This window comes from Streptomyces hundungensis, assembly GCF_003627815.1.
Classification (GTDB): Bacteria; Actinomycetota; Actinomycetes; order Streptomycetales; family Streptomycetaceae; genus Streptomyces; species Streptomyces hundungensis_A.
On record NZ_CP032698.1, the window covers coordinates 951,743 to 971,925 of the forward strand.

General features: G+C 69.8%; 15 protein-coding genes. 10 read left to right on the forward strand and 5 right to left on the reverse strand.

Annotation, left to right across the window (positions count from 1 at the left end):
* Nucleotides 1-20: 20 nt before the first annotated feature.
* The 3 genes from DWB77_RS04305 to DWB77_RS04315 all read right to left on the reverse strand — a co-directional run bounded on the left by DWB77_RS04305 (nucleotide 21) and on the right by DWB77_RS04315 (nucleotide 4,279).
* Nucleotides 21-977, reverse strand: coding sequence for a chlorinating enzyme (locus DWB77_RS04305; protein WP_120719958.1), 957 nt, complete (start codon nucleotides 975-977; stop codon nucleotides 21-23).
* A 1,399-nt stretch (nucleotides 978-2,376) separates the two neighbouring features.
* A complete protein-coding gene (locus tag DWB77_RS04310; RefSeq protein ID WP_281279977.1) occupies nucleotides 2,377-3,666 on the reverse strand; it encodes a benzoate/H(+) symporter BenE family transporter in 1,290 nt (429 codons plus the stop codon).
* Between the two features lie 121 nt (nucleotides 3,667-3,787).
* Complete coding sequence (locus DWB77_RS04315; RefSeq protein ID WP_120719959.1) at nucleotides 3,788-4,279, reverse strand: YbaK/EbsC family protein; 492 nt, start codon at nucleotides 4,277-4,279, stop codon at nucleotides 3,788-3,790.
* A 125-nt stretch (nucleotides 4,280-4,404) separates the two neighbouring features.
* Here DWB77_RS04315 and DWB77_RS04320 point away from each other — a divergent pair, with 125 nt between their 5' ends.
* On the forward strand, nucleotides 4,405-4,938 hold the full coding sequence (locus DWB77_RS04320) for a helix-turn-helix domain-containing protein (RefSeq protein ID WP_120719960.1): 534 nt from the start codon (nucleotides 4,405-4,407) through the stop codon (nucleotides 4,936-4,938).
* 191 nt (nucleotides 4,939-5,129) lie between these two features.
* Nucleotides 5,130-5,735 (forward strand): hypothetical protein, encoded by a 606-nt coding sequence (locus DWB77_RS04325; RefSeq protein ID WP_120719961.1) that lies wholly within the window; start codon nucleotides 5,130-5,132, stop codon nucleotides 5,733-5,735.
* 130 nt (nucleotides 5,736-5,865) lie between these two features.
* Here DWB77_RS04325 and DWB77_RS04330 read toward each other — a convergent pair whose 3' ends face one another.
* Nucleotides 5,866-8,250 carry a xanthine dehydrogenase family protein molybdopterin-binding subunit gene (locus DWB77_RS04330; RefSeq protein ID WP_120719962.1) on the reverse strand — a complete coding sequence of 795 codons (2,385 nt, stop codon included), beginning with the start codon at nucleotides 8,248-8,250 and terminating at the stop codon, nucleotides 5,866-5,868.
* 322 nt (nucleotides 8,251-8,572) lie between these two features.
* On the opposite strand from DWB77_RS04330, the gene DWB77_RS04335 reads away from it, so the two are divergent.
* The 8 genes from DWB77_RS04335 to DWB77_RS04370 all read left to right on the forward strand — a co-directional run bounded on the left by DWB77_RS04335 (nucleotide 8,573) and on the right by DWB77_RS04370 (nucleotide 18,905).
* Complete coding sequence (locus DWB77_RS04335) at nucleotides 8,573-10,252, forward strand: PucR family transcriptional regulator (RefSeq protein ID WP_246033401.1); 1,680 nt, start codon at nucleotides 8,573-8,575, stop codon at nucleotides 10,250-10,252.
* Nucleotides 10,253-10,419: 167 nt separating this feature from the next.
* Nucleotides 10,420-10,827, forward strand: a complete 408-nt coding sequence (locus DWB77_RS04340) for a hypothetical protein (RefSeq protein ID WP_120719963.1) — start codon at nucleotides 10,420-10,422, stop codon at nucleotides 10,825-10,827.
* A 212-nt stretch (nucleotides 10,828-11,039) separates the two neighbouring features.
* Nucleotides 11,040-11,780 (forward strand): hypothetical protein, encoded by a 741-nt coding sequence (locus DWB77_RS04345; protein WP_162952422.1) that lies wholly within the window; start codon nucleotides 11,040-11,042, stop codon nucleotides 11,778-11,780.
* Between the two features lie 3,119 nt (nucleotides 11,781-14,899).
* Nucleotides 14,900-16,081, forward strand: coding sequence for a CHAT domain-containing protein (locus DWB77_RS37610; RefSeq protein WP_246033812.1), 1,182 nt, complete (start codon nucleotides 14,900-14,902; stop codon nucleotides 16,079-16,081).
* Between the two features lie 181 nt (nucleotides 16,082-16,262).
* On the forward strand, nucleotides 16,263-16,844 hold the full coding sequence (locus tag DWB77_RS04355; protein WP_120719965.1) for a TetR/AcrR family transcriptional regulator: 582 nt from the start codon (nucleotides 16,263-16,265) through the stop codon (nucleotides 16,842-16,844).
* A complete protein-coding gene (locus DWB77_RS04360) occupies nucleotides 16,841-17,371 on the forward strand; it encodes a dihydrofolate reductase family protein (protein ID WP_120719966.1) in 531 nt (176 codons plus the stop codon). The genes DWB77_RS04355 and DWB77_RS04360 overlap by 4 nt, the downstream gene beginning before the upstream one ends.
* Nucleotides 17,372-17,601: 230 nt before the next feature.
* Entirely contained in the window at nucleotides 17,602-18,234 is a 633-nt protein-coding gene (locus tag DWB77_RS04365; RefSeq protein WP_120719967.1) for an alpha/beta fold hydrolase, read from the forward strand.
* 197 nt (nucleotides 18,235-18,431) lie between these two features.
* Complete coding sequence (locus DWB77_RS04370; RefSeq protein WP_120719968.1) at nucleotides 18,432-18,905, forward strand: MarR family winged helix-turn-helix transcriptional regulator; 474 nt, start codon at nucleotides 18,432-18,434, stop codon at nucleotides 18,903-18,905.
* An 88-nt stretch (nucleotides 18,906-18,993) separates the two neighbouring features.
* Here the strand turns inward: DWB77_RS04370 and DWB77_RS04375 are convergent, their stop codons facing one another.
* Complete coding sequence (locus DWB77_RS04375; RefSeq protein WP_120719969.1) at nucleotides 18,994-20,181, reverse strand: PP2C family protein-serine/threonine phosphatase; 1,188 nt, start codon at nucleotides 20,179-20,181, stop codon at nucleotides 18,994-18,996.
* Nucleotides 20,182-20,183: the final 2 nt, after the last annotated feature.

A 20,183-nucleotide genomic window follows, 5' to 3' on the forward strand; every position in this document is an offset into this window, starting at 1 on the left:
CACCGTGGTGATCCTTTCGTTTACTGGTTGGTCCGGAACGGGTGACCGTTGACCGTGCTGTCGACGAAGCGGTTGTGGCCGTAGGTGTCGGTGCCCGAGGTGAGGACGTTGCCGAACCGGTCGAGGCTGGCCTGGCCGCCGAACTCCTCCAGCTCGGTGGAGTACGGGTACACCTTCACCGACGTCGGCAGGTAGCGGCCCGCGAAGCCCAGGCGCATCTGGTCGGTGAGGCCGCTGTGCGGGTGGGACGCGTGCATCAGCGTCGACCAGAAGACGATGAACTGGCCCTGGCGCATGACCTGGGAGACGGCCTTGGACTCGTCCGGGCTCCAGTTGGGGTCCTTCTGGAGCTGGCGGTAGTCGTGACCGAAGAAGCCGCGGCGGATGCCGTTCTTCTCGGTGGCGTTGATGGCGTCCGGGTTGTAGTCCATCGTCTTGGACTCGTCGTAGTTCATCGTCTTGTGGGACCCCGGGATGAACTGGAGGCAACCGTTCTCGACGCTGGCGTCCGTGAACGCGGTCCAGACGGTGATGGTGCCGCCGAAGTCGGCGTCCTCGGGCCAGACGATCTGGGGGTGCTTGGACCCGGCGACGTTGGAGAAGTTGTCGGCCTGGTGCCAGTCGGTGCCTTCGTCACCCGGGTACTTGGGGAAGAACTCCGAGCGCCAGCACAGGGTGTCCGGGCCCAGGATGCTGGAGACCCGGTCGACGATCTCGGGCCGCGTGATGTGGTCCGCGAGGAAGTCGATGTCCAGATGCCGGTCGTAATTCGCGAGGTTGGTGTTGCCGGACACCGCGCGGCCGCCGCCGTAAATGGCCTTCTTGGTATTCAGCAGCTTCGGACGGAGGGCCTGCAAGTTGGCCTCCATCTCGTCCTTCTCGTACAGGTCGAAAGGACCGATGTATCCGTCGCGCTGGAACTTCTCGAGCTCCTCCGCGCTGAGGGAGAACTTCTTGGTATCGGTTATCTGGTTCATATCTCCACTTTCTTGTGTGGGGGGCCATGCGCAAGCAGGCAGGCAAGCAGGAGCACGCATGGGGAATCTGGCCGGAGTCGCAGGAAAACAACTCGTCGAGCCACTCCGCCTGACGCAAAAGGCTCAAATGAGCCCGCGGGGAACATTCACCCGGTGAAAGCGAGTCCATCACGTCGATTTCGCCGAGGTCAATAAGAATCCTGGCTCTCTTGCCGGTCCTTCTGTCCGCGTGAGGAACGGCGGCAGCGGTCTGCCACCACGGCTTCCGGGCGGGGGCGCAGACCGGGTCCGACGCATCGCGGTTACACGTGATACGAGAACGCAAGCCTCGGTTCGCGATGAGGGATATGCGCGGGTGAGGGGGAGGTGACGATGGGGCGGCGCACAGGCGCGCACGAGTGTGAAGCCGGGGGCACACCGCCGGACGCCGTCCTGGAGTCGGCCGTCAGCCGGACATCACGCGGCCCTCAGCCGGTCGTCAGCCAGCCGGCCGTCAATCGGACGGGGGTGGCCCAGCTCTGCCGGGCGATGGGCATACTCTCGGGCCGCGCGGACATGCCCGGCGATCGGCGCACGGGCGCCTGCCCATGGCCTCGGATGGGGCGTCCGAGTTCGAGGTGAACGCGCGTACCCGCCTTCTTGAAACAGGGTGTACGGCGGCGCTGTGACGGTGCCCGAAACGCGTCGTTCGGGTACCCGAAAGGAAAAGGTGGGTGCTACCTGGTGTTAATACGTCGGTGTCCCGCATCAGCATCCCCCGGTGAACAAGCCGTGCTCAACATCAGCGCGGGGTTCCGCACCTTCGCCTTTGGGCCGGGTAAGCCGCAGCAATCCGCGGACCGGAACGAGGTTTGTGGCTTCGATCCAGGCCGCTCAATCACATTCGCATCCCCCGCCGTAGAGATCAAGTTCTAATTCCCACACAGGAGTTGAAAAGGTCATCTGCGCAGGTCAGGGCGGTTATGACAAGGCGTCAGGGGTGTCCAAGGAGTGGACGTCTTACGGCGCGGCGCCCGGACCCATGGCGAAGGCGCGGGCGGGCGCCGCCGCGGTGTGACCATGATCACCCGCCGGGCTGGCGGGCAGGTGTTCACGGCGCGCCGAACTCTCGGCGCACGCCGGGCAGTTGGCACCGCGCGGAGGCGGGCCGAACCCTCGGCGTGCGTACGGCAGTGGGCAACGCGCCGAGACGGGCCGAACCCTCGCCGCGCATACGGCAGTGGGCAACGCGCCGAGACGGGCCGAACCCTCGCCGCGCATACGGCAGTTGGCAACGCACCCATACGGGCCGAACCCTCGCCGCGTAGGGCAGTTGGCATCGCGAGAGGCGGCCCGCAGCAGCCTCACCGCGCCCCAAAGGTGCCCCACCCCCCGCCGGAGGGTGTGGTGGCGGACGCGTTTAGGCGTCATCTTCCGTACGGGTGCCGGTGGTTGAGCGGACCGGACCGACCGCCGGGGCGGGAGTGCGGGCGGCAGGAACAGTGGGGTCCTTGCCCGGCGGTGGTGGACGGCGCGGCAGACGGACGCGCATCACCACCAGCGTCAGCGCCCCCGCCAGCAGACCCCAGAACGCCGATCCGATCCCGAGCAGCGTCACACCGGAGGCGGTCGCCAGGAAGGTGATGACGGCGGCCTCCCGTGAACCGTCGTCGGCCAGCGCCGAGGCCAGCGAGTTGCCGATGGTGCCGAGCAGTCCGAGCCCTGCGATGCCGAGGACGAGGGCGCTGGGCAGCGCGGTGAGGAGCGCACCCACGGCGCCGCCGAACACTCCGACGAAGAGGTAGAACACACCGGCCCACACCCCGGCCAGATAGCGCCGGTCGGGATCCTCGTGTGCCTCGCGCCCGGTGCAGATGGCGGCCGTGATGGCCGCGAGGTTCAGACCGAAGCAACCGAAGGGCGCGAGGAGCAGGTTGACCGCACCGGTCCAGCTGATCAACGGCGATATCGGCACACGCTCGTACCCTGCGCCGCGCAGCACCGCGACGCCCGGCAGGTTCTGCGAGGCCATCGTCACGACGTACAGCGGCAGCGCGACGCTGATGATCACCTGCAAGGAGAACTCCGGTGCGGTGAACACCGGTTGGGCGATGTCGAAGCGCACACCGGCCGGTCGCAGCGAGCCCTGCGCGGCGGCGACCGCCACACCCACCGCGAGCGCTCCGATGATGGCGAATCGGGGCGCGAGCCGCCGCCCCACGAGGTAGACCGCGAACATCGAGAAGACGAGCGCGAAATGGCCGTGCATACGGGCGAACAGGCCGGTGCCGAACTGCACGAGCACCCCGGCCAGCAGCCCCGCCGCGATGGGGACCGGGATCCGGCTCATGACCCGCTCGAACCAGCCCGTCAGACCGCTGAGCACGATCAGCGCGGCCGAGACGAGGAAGGCGCCGATCGCCTGGGCCATCGTCACGCCGCCGAGCCCCGATACCAGGAGCGCGGCGCCCGGGGTGGACCAGGCCGTCACGACCGGCGCTCGGTAGCGCAGGGAGAGCCCGATGCAGGTGGTCCCCATGCCGACGCCGAGCGCCAGCATCCAGGAGGTGAGTTCTCCGGGCCCGGCGCCGGCGGCCTGGGCGGCGGTGAAGACGATCGCGGCGGAGCTGGTGACTCCGACCAGTACCGCGATGAGACCCGCCGTGACGGCGGACGCCGGCGCGACGCGGCGTATCTTTCGCTCGGTCACGCTCACCACTCCCACTCTCTTGGGCGCTGTTCCTCGGGAAGGTCGCCGTGCACGATCCGATCGCGTCGCGGCGTGCTGTCGGCCGCCCTGCCGCTCGGCGGCCCGGGCGTTGCGCGCGCCCTCACGAAGTGACCGCGAGCAGTGTTCCGTTGGTCAGTCGCAGGAGTTCCGACGCGGTCGTCGGGAAGACGGTGCGCGGTGTGCCGGCGGCGGCCCAGATCTGGGGATAGTCGGTGAGCGCCTCGTCGACGACCGTCGGCAGCTGCCCGGGGTGGCCGACCGGGGCGACTCCCCCGATGGCCTGCCCGGTGGCCTCGCGGACCTGTTCCGCCGAGGCGCGCCGAAGCCGGCCGCGCCCCCAGCGCGCCGCGAGCGCGTCCGTGTCGACCTTGTGGCGGCCGCTGGTCAGCACCAGGACGGGCTCGTTGTCGGAGAGGAACACCAGGCTGTTGGCGATCGCGCCGACGTCGCAGCCGAGCGCGGCGGCGGCCTCGGCGGCGGTGCGGGTGGACTCGGCGAGCTCGCGCACCTGTCCCGGTACGCCCGCCTCGGCGAGGCAGGCGGCCACCTGTCGGCTCCGGGTGGGAAGGGCATCATGCTGGGGGGAGGACATACTGCTCCTAGACGTATCCTGCGTTCCATATACAGAACGCCATGCTCGCGAAACGTTAGGCCGAGGGCGTCGTCGCAGTCAACGCCCGACAGATGAAGCGCCCGACAGATGAACGGAGAAGAGTCGTGGGACTGGCGGACCAGGTGGGGAGCCGTTTGAAGGAGCTCCGAACCGGCCGGGGGCTCTCCCTGTCCGAGTTGGCGCGGCGCTCCGCGATCGGCAAGGGCACCCTTTCGGAGCTGGAGACCGGCCGGCGCAACCCGACCTTGGAAACCCTGTACGCGCTCACCCGCGCCCTGGACGTTCCCCTCAGCAGCGTTTTGAACGTCGACGAGCCGGTCAGGGTGTCGGGCGAGGCCGTGGACGCGTATCTCACCGAGAAGTTCGAGAACGCCGAGGCGGTCACCGAGGTGTTCCGCATACGGATCCGGGCCCATGCGCACCAGCGGTCGGCCGCCCACGCCCCCGGCACCGAGGAACGCATCGTCGTCCTGACGGGAACGGCTCAGGTGGGCCCCGCCGATTCGCCTCAACTGGTCCGCCCGGGCGAGCAGGCACACTGGGCCGCCGACGTCCCCCATGTGTACGGAGCGCCCTCGGAAGACGTCGAGGCTGTCCTGTTCGTGCGCTATCCGGCGGCGGCCCCGTCGCCGGCGTGACCCGCGCGCGCGGCCCACCGGGCGTGCCGCACCTGAAAGCCGCGCCGGACCAACTCGCCGTCACCGTCGCGTTTTTGCGTCAATGATCGGGCAACTCGCAAGCAGAGCAACCCCGTTGAGTCCTGGGTGGGCCTGTCAAAGGGCGCCCCGGCAGTTTTCATCGGTGTCATCGTCGGAACAGGAGCACGTTCATGCGTCTCTACGCCCAGACCCCGGCGCGCCGGAGTCGTCAGCTCTTCGCGGACCTCGTCGCGCTGCTCCTGATCGCGATCGCGGTGAAGTTCGCCCTGGTCGTCCGTGACGCGATCCTGACGCTGGCCGAGCCGGGACGCAAGGCCCAGAGCGCGGGCGACAGCCTGGCGTCCGGTCTGCACGACGCCGGCAACGCGGCCTCCAAAGTCCCCTTCGTGGGCGACTCATTGAAGAAGCCGCTCCAGTCCGCCGCCGACGCCGGGACCGGCCTCTCCGAGGCCGGACGGTCGCTCCAGGACACCGTGGGCCACGTCGCCACCCTGACCGCGGTCGTCCTGATCCTCCTGCCGACCGTGTTCATCCTCGTGGTGTGGCTCATTCCGCGGATGCGGTGGATCCGGCGCACCGCCACCACCCGGCGCCTCCTCGACTCCCCCGGCGGCGCCGACCTCCTCGCCCTGCGGGCGCTCACCGGGCCGCAGCGGCAGTTGGCCGCGATCCCGACTCCGCCGGGCGGTCTGGCCGACGCCTGGCGGCGCGGGGACCCTGACGTCATCGCCGAATTGTCGACCCTGACGCTCCGGCGAGCGGGGCTTCGACACTGACGAGCCACGACAAGCCCGGGCCGGACACGAGGGGCTCGCGCACGGCCCGCGCACCCGGGCGGCGGTCCGGCGTCTCGGCACCACGCGCCGCCCGGGGCGAGGCCGCAGAGCAAGGCCGATCAGACGCCGGTCAGACGCCGGTGAGGTGCTCCGGGCGGACCGGCGTCTTGGTGAGTTCCAGACCGGTCGCCGCCCGGATCGCCGCGAGGACCGCCGGGGTGGACGACAGGGTCGGGGCCTCGCCGATGCCGCGCACACCGTACGGCGCGTTCGGGTCCGCCAGTTCGAGGTAGTCGACGGGGATCGTGGGGGTGTCGAGGATCGTCGGCAGGAGATAGTCCGTGAAGGAGGGGTTGCGCACCTTCGCGGTCTTCGGGTCCACGATGATCTCCTCCATCACCGCGACGCCCAGACCCTGGACGGTGCCGCCCTGGATCTGGCCGACGACGGAGAGCGGGTTGAGCGCCTTGCCCACGTCCTGGGCACAGGCCAGCTCGACGACCTTGACCAGGCCGAGCTCCGTGTCGACCTCCACCACCGCGCGGTGCGCCGCGAAGGAGTACTGGACGTGGCCGTTGCCCTGGCCGGTCTTCAGGTCGAAGGGCTCGGTAGGGCGGTGTCGCCACTCCGCCTCGACCTCCACGACCTCCTCCTCCAGGACGTCCACGAGGGCGCGGAGGGTCTCGCCGTCCTCGGTGACGACCTTGCCGCCCTCCAGGCGGAGTTGGGCGCTCGTCCACGCCGGATGGGACGAGCCGAACTTGCGCCGGCCGATCTCCATGACCTTCTCGCGGACCAGTCCACAGGAGTTCTTGATGGAGCCGCCGGTCATGTACGTCTGACGCCCCGCGGAGGTCGAACCGGCCGATCCCACCTGGGTGTTGGCGGGGTGGATGGTGACCTGCCGGACGCCGAGTTCGGTCCGGGCGATCTGGGCATGGATGGTGACGCCGCCCTGGCCGACCTCCGCCATGGCGGTGTGGACCATCGCGACGGCCTCGCCGTTGATGACCTCGAGACGCACCCGGGCGGTCGAGTAGTCGTCGAAGCCCTCGGAGAAGCCGACGTTCTTGATGCCGACCGCGTAACCGACACCGCGTACGACACCCTCGCCGTGCGTGGTGTTGGACAGGCCGCCCGGCAGCGCACGGACGTCGGACTCGCCGTCGGCGGTCTCCCACTGGCGCTCGGGCGGCAGCGGACGCTCCTTGACCAGGCGCAGCAGTTCGGCGACCGGTGCGGGCGAGTCGACCGGCTGCCCCGTGGGCATGATGGTGCCCTGCTCCATGGCGTTGAGCTGGCGGAACTCCACCGGATCCAAGCCTAGTTGGGCCGCGAGCTTGTCCATCTGGGCCTCGTAGGCGAAGCAGGCCTGGACCGCGCCGAAGCCGCGCATCGCGCCACACGGCGGGTTGTTGGTGTAGAGCCCGATCGCCTCGATGTCGACGTCGTTGATGACGTACGGCCCGGCCGACAGGGACGAGGCGTTGCCCACGACCGATGCGGTGGACGACGCGTAGGCGCCGCCGTCGAGCACGATCTTGCACTTCATGTGGGTGAGCTTGCCGTCCTTGGTGGCGCCGTGCTCGTAGGACAGCTTCGCGGGGTGGCGGTGCACGTGCCCGAAGAAGGACTCGTACCGGTTGTAGACCATCTTCACCGGCTTGCCCGTGCGCAGCGCGAGCACGCTGGCCAGGATCTGCATCGAGATGTCCTCGCGCCCGCCGAACGCGCCGCCGACACCGGCCATCGTCATGCGCACCATCTCCGGCGGCAGGCCGAGACACGGCGCGATCTGCTGGAGGTCGGAGTGCAGCCACTGCGTGGCGACGTACAGATCGACGCCGCCGTCCTCACACGGCACGGCGAGACCGGACTCCGGGCCGAGGAAGGCCTGGTCCTGCATGCCGAAGGTGTACTCGCCCTTGACGATCACGTCGGCGCGCTTGCGGGCCTCCTCCACGTTGCCGCGGATGATCGGCTGGCGGTGCACGATGTTGGGGTGCGGGACGTGACCCGCGTGGTGGTCCTCGCGGTTCTCGTGGACGAGGATCGCGTCCGGCGCGGTCGCCGAGGCCTCGTCCGTGATGAGGGGCAGCTCCCGGTACTCGATCCTGATCTTCGCGGCGGCGCGGCGCGCGGTCTCCGGGTGGTCGGCGGCCACCAGGGCCACGGGCTCACCGTGGTGCCGGACCTTGCCGTAGGCGAGTACCGGTGTGTCCTGGAACTCCATGCCGTAATTCTTCGCGGCCGGCAGGTCCTCGTGCGTCATGACGGCGAAAACGCCGTCCATGGCGAGCGCCTCGGAGGTGTCGATGGACACGATCTCGGCGTGCGCGACCGTACTGCGCAGGGTGTGGCCCCACAACATGTCTTCGTGCCACATGTCCGAGGAGTACGCGAACTCACCGGTCACCTTGAGGGTGCCGTCCGGGCGGAGGGTGGACTCCCCGATGCCGCCCTTGGTGTGGTTCTGGGTGACGTTGGCGGGGATGCCCGTGGTGGTGCCTGCCATGATCTGGTCGCCTCTTCCCGATGTTCCTGACATTCCTGAGTTCGTTCGTCCGAGGCGCTCGCCCGAGGCAGTCGTTGCGGATCAGTCCTCGCGGGTTCCGTCGTGGCGGGGTCCGTCGTCGCGGTCAGTCGTTTCGCGTCAGGGGCTCGAAATCGCCGTCGGCCGTACGCCGTGAAGTAGACAGGGCGACCCAGGCGACGGGGCAGTCACCGATCGCTCAGAACCGGCCCCGCCGTCCCTTGTGGACGACCGTGCGTTCACCCGGCCTCACCGCGCTGAACTGGGACAACCCCCCTGCCCCAGCTACCGATCGCATGAGAGAGTGACGATCGTGCTGCTCCGGGAACTCCTCGACATCGACAAGCTGGGACTGCGTCTGCTCGTGGGCGACCCCGACGGCACCGCACTCGATCGCGCCGTCCGCGCTGTCCCGACCATCGACCGCGCCGATCCCGGCCGCTTCCTGACGGGCGGCGAACTCGTCCTCACGGGGCTCGCCTGGTGGCAGCGGGACGGAGACGCGGACTCTTTCGTACGCATCCTCGACCGGGGCGGGGTCGCGGCGCTCGCCGCCGGGGAGGTGGAACACGGACACGTCCCGGACGACCTCGTACGCGCCTGCCGGCGGCACGGCCTGCCGCTCTTCGCCGTGCGACCGGAAACGTCGTTCGCCGCGATCACCGAACACGTCCTGCACCGTCTGCACCGCAGGGACGGGAGCGGACTCGCCGCCATGGTCGAACGCCATCGGCGTCTCCTGTCCGACGACCAGTCCGACTCCGACCCCGTACTGGAGCTCTTGCAGCACAGCCTCGGCCTGGACGTACGCGTCCTGTCCTCGACCGGACGCCAGATCGCCGGCGCCCAACCTCCCCCGCGCGCCCGGACGGCGGTGGCACTGGCGGCCAGGTATCTCGCCGCGCGCCGCGCCCAAGAGGCGGCTCCCCACCGGGTCACCCTCGGGAATCGGCCCTACTCGCTCCTGCCGGTACGCAATGCCGACGCTCCCCCAACACCCCTGCCGGATACGGCGGGACACGGCGCTGAGCTCGGCGACTGGCTACTCGTCGTGGAGGCCGACACGTCGTCGTGGCCCGCGACGGACCACGAACTCCTGGACCGTATAGCCGAGTTGGCGGCGGACGCGCGAGCCGAACACGACCGGGGCAAGGCCGTGCGCAATGACCTGGCCCGCTGGATTCTGGACCTGCTGCGCAGCCGCGTCCCGTTCGACGAGATACCCGTCCGGCTCCGCGGGACCGCGTACGGCGTCCTCACCGGGACCGAGGACTGGTTGCTCTGCCAAGTCGTGGTCGCGCAGGGGCAGTTGCACGGCGCCGGGCCCATCCCGGCCGTCGCGCTGCGCGAACTCCTGGAGGAGGCCCTGGTCGACGCGGAAGGGCCGGGGCCGGTCCCGGCGGAACACATCGCGGCCACCGTCGACAACGGGCAGGCCGTCCTGTTCGTACTGGTCCCCGAGCCCACGGACGGCCCACCCCAACTCGTCCTGGACTGCGCCGCCTTGGAGCAGCGGCTCGGCACGGTACTCGCGCGCTGGCTCGGCCCGGGTGACAGCGTCTCGGTCGGCATCAGCTCGCCCGTGGCAGGGCCGGAGAACGCGCCGCGAGCACTCGACGACGCCCGCACGGCGATGCGGGTCGCCGCGGGCAGCCCGGGAAAGGTGCGGGTGCGCGGACCCGACGACCTCACCTCCCACATCCTGACGCTGCTCCCCCTCATCCCCGCCCGCACCAGGCACGCCTTCGCCACCCGTCTCCTCGGCCCCCTGCGCGATCACGACAGCCGTCACCGGACGGAGCTCCTGCCCACACTGGAGGCCTTCCTCGACTGCGACGCGTCCTGGACGATGTGTGCCGCCCAACTTCGCCTGCACGTCAACTCGTTGCGCCAGCGCGTCGCCCGTATCGAGCAGATCACGGGCAGGGATCTGTCCCGACTGGAGACCAGACTCGACTTCCTCGCGGCCCTCAGAGCGATCTGAGCCCACCGAGCCGCCGCTCCGCCACCTCCAACTTCACCACCCCGTACACCAGGGCGTGGTGCACAGTCCCGATAGCGGATTCGGGTGCCCGCAGGAGGGCATGTGGGTAGGCTGATCCGCGTCGTTCGGGGACGGCAACAGGGGGATAAGCGGGGGGGGATACGTTCATGAAGTCGCCTTTCAGCCCGTTGTTCGACAGCAGACTCGCCACGTCGCATGCCGTCACCAGTTTGGACATCGAGGAGACGGCGGACCTCTCACAGGTGACCACGTTTCTCCTGGCCATCTTTCAAGCAGACCCACACACCGGAGACATCGCCCTGTGTGTCGGTGGTGAACGGTTGGGCGTGGTGGGCCGGGCTCGCTTCGAGGCGATCACCGATACGTCGCATGGGGCGCACCGAGGTGTCGAGATCGGCGCGGGAGACGGTGCGACCCTGCCCGGGGCCCCGACCTGCTTCACCCTCATCAGGTTGACCTGCGGCAGCTGCCCCCAGATCGTCTTCCGGGTGGCCGGTGACGAGCCGCCTCCGGTGTGCCCGGAGGGGCACGGCCCCATGGCGGACGGAGCATGAAACTCGACGCTCTGGCAGGCTCGCCCGCGTCGCTGATCTCTGGCCGGTTTCTGCTGGTCGGGTATGTGCCCACATGTGCCGGGGCTCTCTATCTCCTCACCCTGCTATGGGCAGGGGCACCTCATACACCACTGGCATTTCACCGCGCTTGGCATACCGCCAACACACTGGGGGCCGGAGAGATCCTCGCGCTGTTTCTGCTGATGTTGGTCGTGGCCATCCTGCTCCATCCCCTACAACTGCCCCTCGTCAGGCTGCTTGAGGGCTATTGGCCCGTCCGCGTCTCGGCCATCACGGCGTACGGTGTGCGGCGACAGAACCGCCACCGGGCGCGGGTGTCCGCGAACACCGCCCTCGCAGGGGGGACCGCGCCGACGCCGGACGAAGTCCGTCGGGCCGGTCTGGCACTGGTCGCGTTGCGCCAAACGTTTCCCTCCGAGGTCGCTCTCACACGGCCGACCCGTCTGGGCAACGCCTTGGCCGCGGCCGAGGACCGAGCGGGCCGCTCCTACGGCTGGGACGCCCCGGTCGCATGGCCTCGGCTGTACCCCTTGCTGGGTGATCCGGTGCGCGCCATGGTGGACAACCGCCGCGACGTCCTCGACGCGACCGTACGGCTGTCCGTGACCGGTCTGCTCTGTGGGCTGGCCTCCGTGCTGCTGCTGGCTCCGACCGGCTGGTGGGTCCTGCTGTCGGCCGCGCCCCTGGTCATCGCCCGCCTCGCGTACGGCACGGCGGTCGCGGCCGCCATCGCGTACGGCGAGTCGCTGAGGGCGGCGTTCGATCTCCACCGGTTCGAGCTGTACGGAGCGCTGCGCGTCGAACTCCCCGCGACCCGGGACGAAGAGCGCGCGGTCAATGCGCAGTTGTGCGACTTCTGGAGGCAGGGCCGAGACCTGGGCCAGATCTATGTGCACCCTCCGGCCGGGCCGGGGCCCGGACCCGGACCCTGAGCCGACCCGGCACCGACATCGGCACGACGACCGGACCAACTCGCCGAACAGCCCATCACAGGGGGGGCCATGCTCGAAGAAGCCGTCCGCCGGTTGGAAGAACGTACCGCCCGCTACACAGCGGAAGGCGACGCCTCCGTCCTGCGCACACAGGACGCCCAGGCAGATGTGGATGCCGTGCTTGAAGCGATGTCCGCCAACGGCCTTACGCCCGAAGTGGCTTGCGTCCTAGGTGTCTTCCTCTTCCATCGGTGCGAGACGAACCCCGAAACGCGCACGGACGACGCCTTGCTCACCCTTGAGATTTTCAGCCACATCCCGGACAGGGCGGACGCGCTGCCGCGCCGTGCGCGCAACTCGGCCGCCCACATCTGGAACGACCGGGCGACGGCACTCCTGCAAGGCGTCGACGGCGTACCACCGGACCTGCGCGAGGTCGACGAAGCGATACGTCTCTACTGCATCGCGGTGCTGATGCTGGGGCCGGGCCATGCGATGGCGTCGATCGTCGCCGCGCGCGTCGGCACCGCGCTCATGCGCCGCTTTCGCATGACCGGCGTTGCGACCGACCTGGACGAGGCCATCGACCGCATGAGGTCTCCCCTCGAAGATCCACAGCAGGACGACGAGCGTACCCGCGCGGCGTGCCTGGTCAACCTCGGGACAGCGCTCCGACTGCGGTTCTCTCTCCGGGGCGCCCTGGAGGATCTCAGCGAGGCGGTGCTTCGATGGCGCGACGCCCGTCAGTTGGAGTCGGTGGCCCTGGAACCACTGGGTCGGCTCTCCGGGCAGCCCTCCCGCCAGCCCTCCGTTCAGCGCGCCGTCCCGCCCCACTTGGGGGATGAGTTCGTTCTTGCCTGCGCGCTCCTGCTGCACTGGAAGGGGGCGGCTGACCCGCTGTTGATCTCCGTACGCGAGCACATGACGCCGACGGAGTGGGAGGCTGTCGCCCAGGCGCGTCCACCTGGTTGGCAGTGGGCTCAGCCGGCCGGCGAAGCCCTGCGCCATGCGAGCACCACCGGTGACCTGGTTGTTCTCGACCACGCTCTCGCCCTACTCCTCAACGCAGCCGAGGTCTGCCAGCGGGGCAGCGCCGACCACTTGGCCGTCCTGCGAAGGATGGAATCCGCCCTGATGTCGCGCCTCTCATTGACGGACGACCTCGAGGACGCGTCGGAACTGGCGATCTCTGCCCGACTGAATGTCGACCTCGCCGCTGCCACACCCGACCTCCTCATCGAGCAACTTCCCTATCTGACCGCCTCACTACGGGCCTGCCATCGCCACAGTCGCTTGGTCCCCCTACTCGACGAGGCGATCGACTGGCTCCAGTACGGCCTGGAACACATCGGCCCCGGTCATCCCGCTTGGGGGACGCTCCACTCCAACCTCGGCGTGGTGTACCAGGATCGGTATGCCGCCACCGACGACGACGCCGATGGCGCGGCGGCCGAAGCGGCCCTGCGCTCCGCCCTCGCCCACCTGCCCGCGGATCAAGCCGACCGCCCACGGCTGGAAGAGCGCCTTGTACGCGTCCAGTTGAGCCGCGGCACGCTGGACGACGTGGAATCGGCGCTCACACGGCAACGGAAGAAGGTGGGCGACGGCTCCGATGCCGTATCGAACCCCGACGACCGGATCCTGTTGGGACTCCTGCTCACGAACCGGGCCTCGCGGAGCGGTAGCGCCGCCGGCTGGGAGGAGGCCGCCGCCGAGATCGAGCGTCTGATCGCCGTGATCGGCCACCAGGCCGAGGACTTCCCCGAACACGCCTCCGCGCTCAGCACCTGCGAGTGGGAGCTGTATCAACTCACCGGAGAACAGGCCCGGTTGGACCGCGCGGTGACGCTCGCGGAATGGACCCTGGACGCCTTTCCGCCCGACCACCCCGACGGCGCCACGGTCGCCTCCAATCTGTGCAACCTGCTGGCCGACAGGGCGTACGCAACGGGCTCGCTCGACGATGTGCACGCGGCCGTCGCCTACGGGCGGAAGGCCGTCGCCCTGTCCCTCGAACCCGATCCAGCCGCGATCGTCAACCTCGCCAAGGCGCTCAGCGAACGCTTCCGCCTCCATGGGAATCTGGCCGACCTGGACGAAGCCATCGCCCTGTGCCGCACCACCGACGCCGAGAGCGCCATCGCGGATTCACCCGCTGTCCAGGGGAGCCTCGCCCTTCACCTCGCGATGCGGTACGACGAGACGCACCGGGCCGAGGACCTCGCCGAGGCGATCGAGGTGGGCCGTGGCGTCATACGAAACGAACGTCTGCCCGGGCCGCGCAGAGCCGGATATCACTCGAATCACGCCGCCGCGCTGCTCACCCGCCACCGTTTGCACCACGACATCGCGGATCTCGACGAAGCGGTCGCGACGGCCCGCCAAGCACTGGCCCTCGTGGGCCCGTCCGCCCCCGACCGGTCCACCTTCCTGTCCCATCTGGCCGGTGCTCTCGCCGAGCGCCATGCGGTGCGCCCCGCGGCGGGTGACCTCCACGAAGCCATCGACTGTCTGCGCACGGCGATCGACGCCACCCCGGAACACCACTCCGACTTTCCTCGCTTGCTCCACAACCTGGCCACGCTCCTCGGTTTTCGGGACGGGCGTTCGTCGGCGGCTCCGGACGAGGCGATGGAGGTCTGGCGTCGGGCCGCTTCGCTCACGGCGCACCCGACCATGCGCCTGCGGGTGGCACTGGACTGGGGTGCCGAGGCGGCCGCCCGGGACAACTGGGAGCAAGCCCTCGACGCCTACACCACGGCGGTCGGGCTCCTCCCACAGCTGGCCTGGATCGGCCTCGGGCGGACCGACCAGCAACGCCTTCTGGCGAAGGCGAGTGGTCTCGCCTCCGACGCCGCCGCGAGTGCCCTCTTCGCCGGACGCCCGGACCGGGCGGTCGAGGTCCTCGAACAGGCCCGCGCCGTTCTCTTCACCGGCGAATGGCAGTGGACAGCCGACGTGGCGGCCCTCCGAGCGATCGCCCCGGATCTCGCGGACCAACTCACCGACATCCGCGAACAGCTCGGCGGCCAGTTGGTCGACGAGTCCGCCAGCAGGCTGCTGGACGCCGTGCGCGGAGCCGGCGCGAACGCCGACGCCAGGATGGCGCTGGGACGCCGATGGGACGAGGCGGTGGATGCGGCACGCCGGCTTCCCGGCCTCGCCGCCTTTCTGCGCGACCGGCCCTCCCCCGTTCTCGAACTGCCGGAGAGCAGCGCGGCGGTCATCGTCAACGTCAGCCGGTACAGGTGCGACGCCCTGCTGATCACCGACCACGACGTGCGCGTCGTGCCGCTCCGGGTATCGGCGCGCGAGATCGCCGACGTCGCCGTGAGCCATCTCGTCATGCAGTCCCAGCACGCGTACGAGACGTCGTTCAAAGCCACCGCGCCGGCGGCAGCCCTCGTCCGCGAACATTCCCTCACCGAGACACTCGCCTGGCTCTGGGAACACATCGCACGACCGGTGCTCGACGCCCTCGGCCACACCGGCCCACCGGCTCAGGGGCAGCCCTGGCCGCGTGTGTGGTGGTGTCCCACGAGCATGCTGACCCACCTTCCCCTGCACGCGGCGGGCGAGCACGAATCCCTCGGTGCGGCCCACGGCGCATCCGACGAACCGGCCCGCGACAGTGTCATGGACCGTGTCGTCTCCTCGTACACACCGACCCTTCGAGCGCTCGCGACGGCGCTCACGACACCCGTGCGGCACACCGAACCACGCCTGCTCTCCGTCGCACCAGAGCCTCCGGACCAGCGCGCGCTACCGGGCGCGAGGCGCGAGCCCTGTCCACGTGGGTGTCCGGGGCCCGCCTGACGAGTCTCCACGGGTCACAAGCGACCGTTCAGGCCGTCAAAGAAGCCTTGGCGCACCACACTTGGGTGCACTTCAGCTGCCACGGCGACCAGAGCATCACGGACCCGTCCACCGGCGGACTGATCCTGCACGACGGCAGGCTCACCGTGGCGGATCTCGTACGGGCCCGGCACCCGGACAGCGTGCTGGCGTTCCTCGCCGCCTGCAAGTCGGCTTCCGGAGGAGCCGCCGTCCCGGATGAGGTCCTGACACCCGCGGCGGCCTTCCAGTACGCCGGATTCCGCCATGTCATCGGCACGATGTGGGCGATCGACGACGACGCGGCGAGTGACCTGACGGAGCGGATGTACAGCGACCTCTTCCAGCACGAGCCCCTCGACGCGCGTGACACGGCGCCCGCCCTCCATCGGGCCGTACGCGACATGCGGAACGCATCGCCGTACCGGCCCAGCACCTGGGCGTCCGTGGTGCACCTCGGCGCCTGACGTTCCCGTCGGGCGCCCTCGGTACTGATCGGACGATCCGCGACCTTCACGCCCTCCATGTCGAGGACGGCGGATCTTGTTGGCGCCTCCTACCCCTTCCTGTTCCTGCCGTCGTGGAGCTCATTAATAATTGAGCCGCCATTTATTAACGTGTAGGGTCCGGTGTCGAAGGGAGGCACTGATGCCACGACCACGCGTCACCAGTGACACCGAGATCCTCGCCGCCGCCGCGCGCGCCATCGGCGCCCACGGCCCCGGCACGCTCACCCTGGCGCACGTCGCCGCGGAGGCGGGCGTATCGCCGGCGACGTTGTCCCAGCGGTTCGGGTCGAAGCGGGGGCTGCTGCTTGCGTTCGCCGCGGACGCCGCCGACAGGGCCGCCGAGCCCTACCGCAGGGCGCGGGCCGCACATGACTCACCGCTGGCGGCCCTGCACGCCGTCGCCGACGCGTTCGCCGGCGTCATGTCCACCCCCGAGGAGATGGCCAACCACCTCGGCATGCTCCAACTCGACCTGTGCGACGTCGAGTTCCGCGCCCATGCCGCCGCACACATCCGCGCCGTCAACGAGGCCCTGAGGGAGCTGCTCACCGACGCCGTCGCGCACGGTGAACTCCCCCCGGGCACGGACGTGCCGCGCCTGGCCCGCGCGGTCCAGATCACCACCGACGGCTCCCTTCTGCGCTGGGCGCTCACCGGCGACGGCGATCCCGCCGCCCTCCTCCATGACGACCTCGACCACCTGCTCGGGAGGACCCCATGACCTTCACCGCGACCGTGTTCATCGGCACCAGCCTCGACGGCTTCATCGCCCGTCCCGACGACGACATCGAATGGCTGACCTCGCGCGGCGAACAGGCCGGCGAGATGGGCTTCTCCGCGTTCCTCGACTCCGTGGACGCCGTCATCATGGGACGCAACACCTACGAGAAGGTCGTCGGCTTCGGCACGGAGAGCTGGCCCTACGGAGACCGCCACATCGGCGTCCTCAGCACCACGCTCCCCGAGGACGTCGACCCGCGCGTCACTGTTTACCGCGACATGGACAGCCTTCTCGCGGACCTGGACGAACGCGGGACGAAGCACGTCTATCCCGATGGCGGACGCCTCATCCAGAGCTTCGTCCGCGCCGGACGCGTGGACCGGTTCATCATCAGCGTCGCCCCGGTCCTGATCGGCGCCGGCCACCGGCTCTTCGGCGAGCTGCTCCAGGACGTCCCGCTGCGCCTGGACTCGGTCGCCGATGTCGGCGGCGGCTTCGCGCAGCTGCGCTACACGGTGGAGAAGTAGCGGGACGCCTCAGGCAAGCCCACGTCGCACAGCCCTCCGGCTCCCGGCTCCCGGTCCCGGCTCCTGGCTCCTGGCTCCTGGCTCCTGGCTCCTGGCTCCTACCGTCGCGTAACGCCTTTGCGGATCAAGGCAGTTGTGTGTGACGTTCGGGTCGGGGGCAGGAGCACGCATGACCGTACAGCCGGTTCGGAGCCCGTCGGGCCGACGACGCCGAGGACGGAAGGTGAGCCGTGTTCGAGGGCTTTGAGACCAGGCGGGTCCAGGTCGAAGAGGCGTCGATCTTCGTTCGTCATGGCGGAGAGGGGCCGCCCGTGGTGCTGCTGCACGGCCACCCCCGGACCTCCGCGACCTGGCACCGCGTCGCCCCGCTCCTGGTCGGACGCGGATTCACCGTGGTCTGTCCCGACCTGCGGGGGTACGGCCGGTCCACCAGTCCGGCGCCCACCGCGGACCACTCCGGACACTCCAAGCGGGCCGTCGCCGGAGACGTGGTGGAGGTGATGCGCTCCCTCGGCCACACCCGCTTCGCGCTCGTCGGGCACGACCGCGGGGGCTGTGTCGCGCTGCGTCCCGATGTGGTGCGGGCGATGCTGGAGGACTACAGGGCCGGCCTCACCATCGACCGACGGCACGAGGAGGAGGATCGCGCCGCCGGAACAGGGATCCAGTGCCCGACCCAGATCCTCTGGTCGCTCCGGGACGACCTCGAAGACCTGTACGGGGACCCGCTGAAGATATGGCGCGCCTGGGCACCGGACGTACGCGGCCACGGGATCGACGCCGGGCACCACGTGGCGAAGGAGGCCCCGGAAGCGCTGGCGTCCTCCCTCGCGGGGTTCTTCGGCGGACGGCGTGACGAGTAGCCCCCCGGGGCCCCCGGCACCCCGGGCTCCCGCGCACCTGGGAGCCCGGAGGAAACATTCGTAACCGAAAGATGTCGTCAACAGGCATAACTTCGTCAGACAGGGCACATTGCATGGTGACCGTCCAGGACGCGGCGGCCCGGGGTGACGCCAGCCTCTAGGGGGATGTGCACCCGTTCAATGGGAGTGACGGCCACATGGACCGTACGGAATCCGGTGACGATTCCCTCGATGCCTTTGCCCGGCAGGTGTCTGAACAGGCAGAAGCCCTGGTGGCGGCGTGGAACGAGGTCGAGCGGACAGCAGTGCCCCGCCTGTCCGGTTTGCAGCTCCAAGCCCTGTTGATCACCTATCGGACGCCGGGGATCAATCTCACCGGGATGGCGGAACGGGTGGGGGCCGCGCCTCCCACGGTCAGCAGGCTCTGCGACCGGCTGGAGGCGGCGGGGCTCCTGGTCCGCCGGCGTGCCACGACCAGTCGCCGGGAAATCGGGCTCACCCTGACCGCCCAGGGGCACGACATACTGGCCGCCCTGGCCGAGCGCCGTTTCCTGGCTGTCCGCCGAGTGCTCCAGCAGGTCCCGGCCGCCCAGCGTGAAGCGCTCCTCGCGGGCCTGCGGGCCTTCTCCGAAGCCGCGGAACCGTTGAACGACGGCGGCCCCAGCCTCTGAGGCACCCCCGCCGCGCCCCTACGTCACCACGCTTAAGGTGCTCCAGCAGCTGATCCGCGGCGCGGGCGGCACGGTCGCCTGACGGAAGCTAGGGACGGCCTCGCCAGTGCAAGCAGACGACGGCCGCATCGGAGGGCAGGTCTCCCCCGCCGTGGTACTGCACCAGCCCGTCGACGAGAGAGCGCGCCGTTTCGTGCGTGGACGCGCTACGGGTGGCGGCGATGGTCTCGCGAAGGGCTCGTTCGCCGAAGGCGCTGGTGTCGGCCCGCTGAGCGGCGTGAACGCCGCTGCTCACGATGACGAGCCGGTCGCCCGGTTCGAGAGCGAACTGTTCCGCCCGGTACTCGGTCTCCTCGAACATGCCCAGGGGCAGCTGGGCGTCGAGCGGGACCTGCTGGGCCGTGCTGTCGCGAAGGCGGAAGAGCTGGGGAGAACCGGCGTCCACGACGTGCGTGAGGCCGGACGCCAGGTCGATGCTCAGCAGCAGCGTCGGGGCGGACAGTTTGCCGCCGTACTCCCCGTAGACCGCCTGGTCGGCGAGGCATGCCTGGTCTTCCAGGGAGATGCCCGCCCTGCGCGCGTTGCGCAGCGCGTTCACGGTGAGGTTGGTCAAGAGGGCGGCCTGGATGCCGTGGCCCTGTCCGTCGGTGACGGTGATGGTCAGCGAGTCGTCAGTGACGGTCCAGTCGAAGTTGTCACCGCCCACGGCGTAAGCGGGTTCCAGATGGGCGCCGAGGGTGAATTCCTCGCGGCTGAAGCCTCGGCCGGGCAGGAGCTGCCACTGCATCTCCGCGGCGAGCGTGAGTCTCTTGCGGCGCCGGGCCTGGAGGTACAGGTCGGTGTCGCGCTCGGCGACGAGCAGTTCATGGCCCAGCGCGGTGGCGAAGGCCGCGAGTTCCAGCACGCCCGACGCGCCCCGGGTGGCGTGCTCCGGCAGGTGGACCGAGAGGATGCCGAGCCGGTCCCCCCGCACGCTGACGGGCAGGTGGACGACGACCATCCCGGGGTCACCGGTGACCTCGATGACGGGTGCCTCGGCGGTGAAGGCGCGGCCTGCGGCTCCTCCGTCGCGCACGTCCGTCGCGTCACCGGTGCAGGGCAGGTGCGTCACCGGCTGGAGCACGGTGAGCCCGTAATCCGCCAACAGGAGGTGCACCTGGGCGGCCTGGGCGTGCTTGGCGAGCAGCGCGCTGGCCGTGGAGACGAGCGCCGTCGGCGGCGCCGCCCTCAGGGCGCTCTCGGCCACACCCAGCCAGGTTGACGAATCCTTGTTCATGG

Coding starts and splice junctions, on each gene's coding strand:
- DWB77_RS04330 (WP_120719962.1), bottom strand. CDS start 8,250: ATGGCAGGCACCACCACGGGCATCCCCGCCAACGTCACCCAGAACCAC.
- DWB77_RS04325 (WP_120719961.1), top strand. CDS start 5,130: ATGCGTCTCTACGCCCAGACCCCGGCGCGCCGGAGTCGTCAGCTCTTC.
- DWB77_RS04340 (WP_120719963.1), top strand. CDS start 10,420: ATGAAGTCGCCTTTCAGCCCGTTGTTCGACAGCAGACTCGCCACGTCG.
- DWB77_RS04375 (WP_120719969.1), bottom strand. CDS start 20,181: ATGAACAAGGATTCGTCAACCTGGCTGGGTGTGGCCGAGAGCGCCCTG.
- DWB77_RS04360 (WP_120719966.1), top strand. CDS start 16,841: ATGACCTTCACCGCGACCGTGTTCATCGGCACCAGCCTCGACGGCTTC.
- DWB77_RS37610 (WP_246033812.1), top strand. CDS start 14,900: ATGGGACGAGGCGGTGGATGCGGCACGCCGGCTTCCCGGCCTCGCCGC.
- DWB77_RS04355 (WP_120719965.1), top strand. CDS start 16,263: ATGCCACGACCACGCGTCACCAGTGACACCGAGATCCTCGCCGCCGCC.
- DWB77_RS04370 (WP_120719968.1), top strand. CDS start 18,432: ATGGACCGTACGGAATCCGGTGACGATTCCCTCGATGCCTTTGCCCGG.
- DWB77_RS04315 (WP_120719959.1), bottom strand. CDS start 4,279: ATGTCCTCCCCCCAGCATGATGCCCTTCCCACCCGGAGCCGACAGGTG.
- DWB77_RS04305 (WP_120719958.1), bottom strand. CDS start 977: ATGAACCAGATAACCGATACCAAGAAGTTCTCCCTCAGCGCGGAGGAG.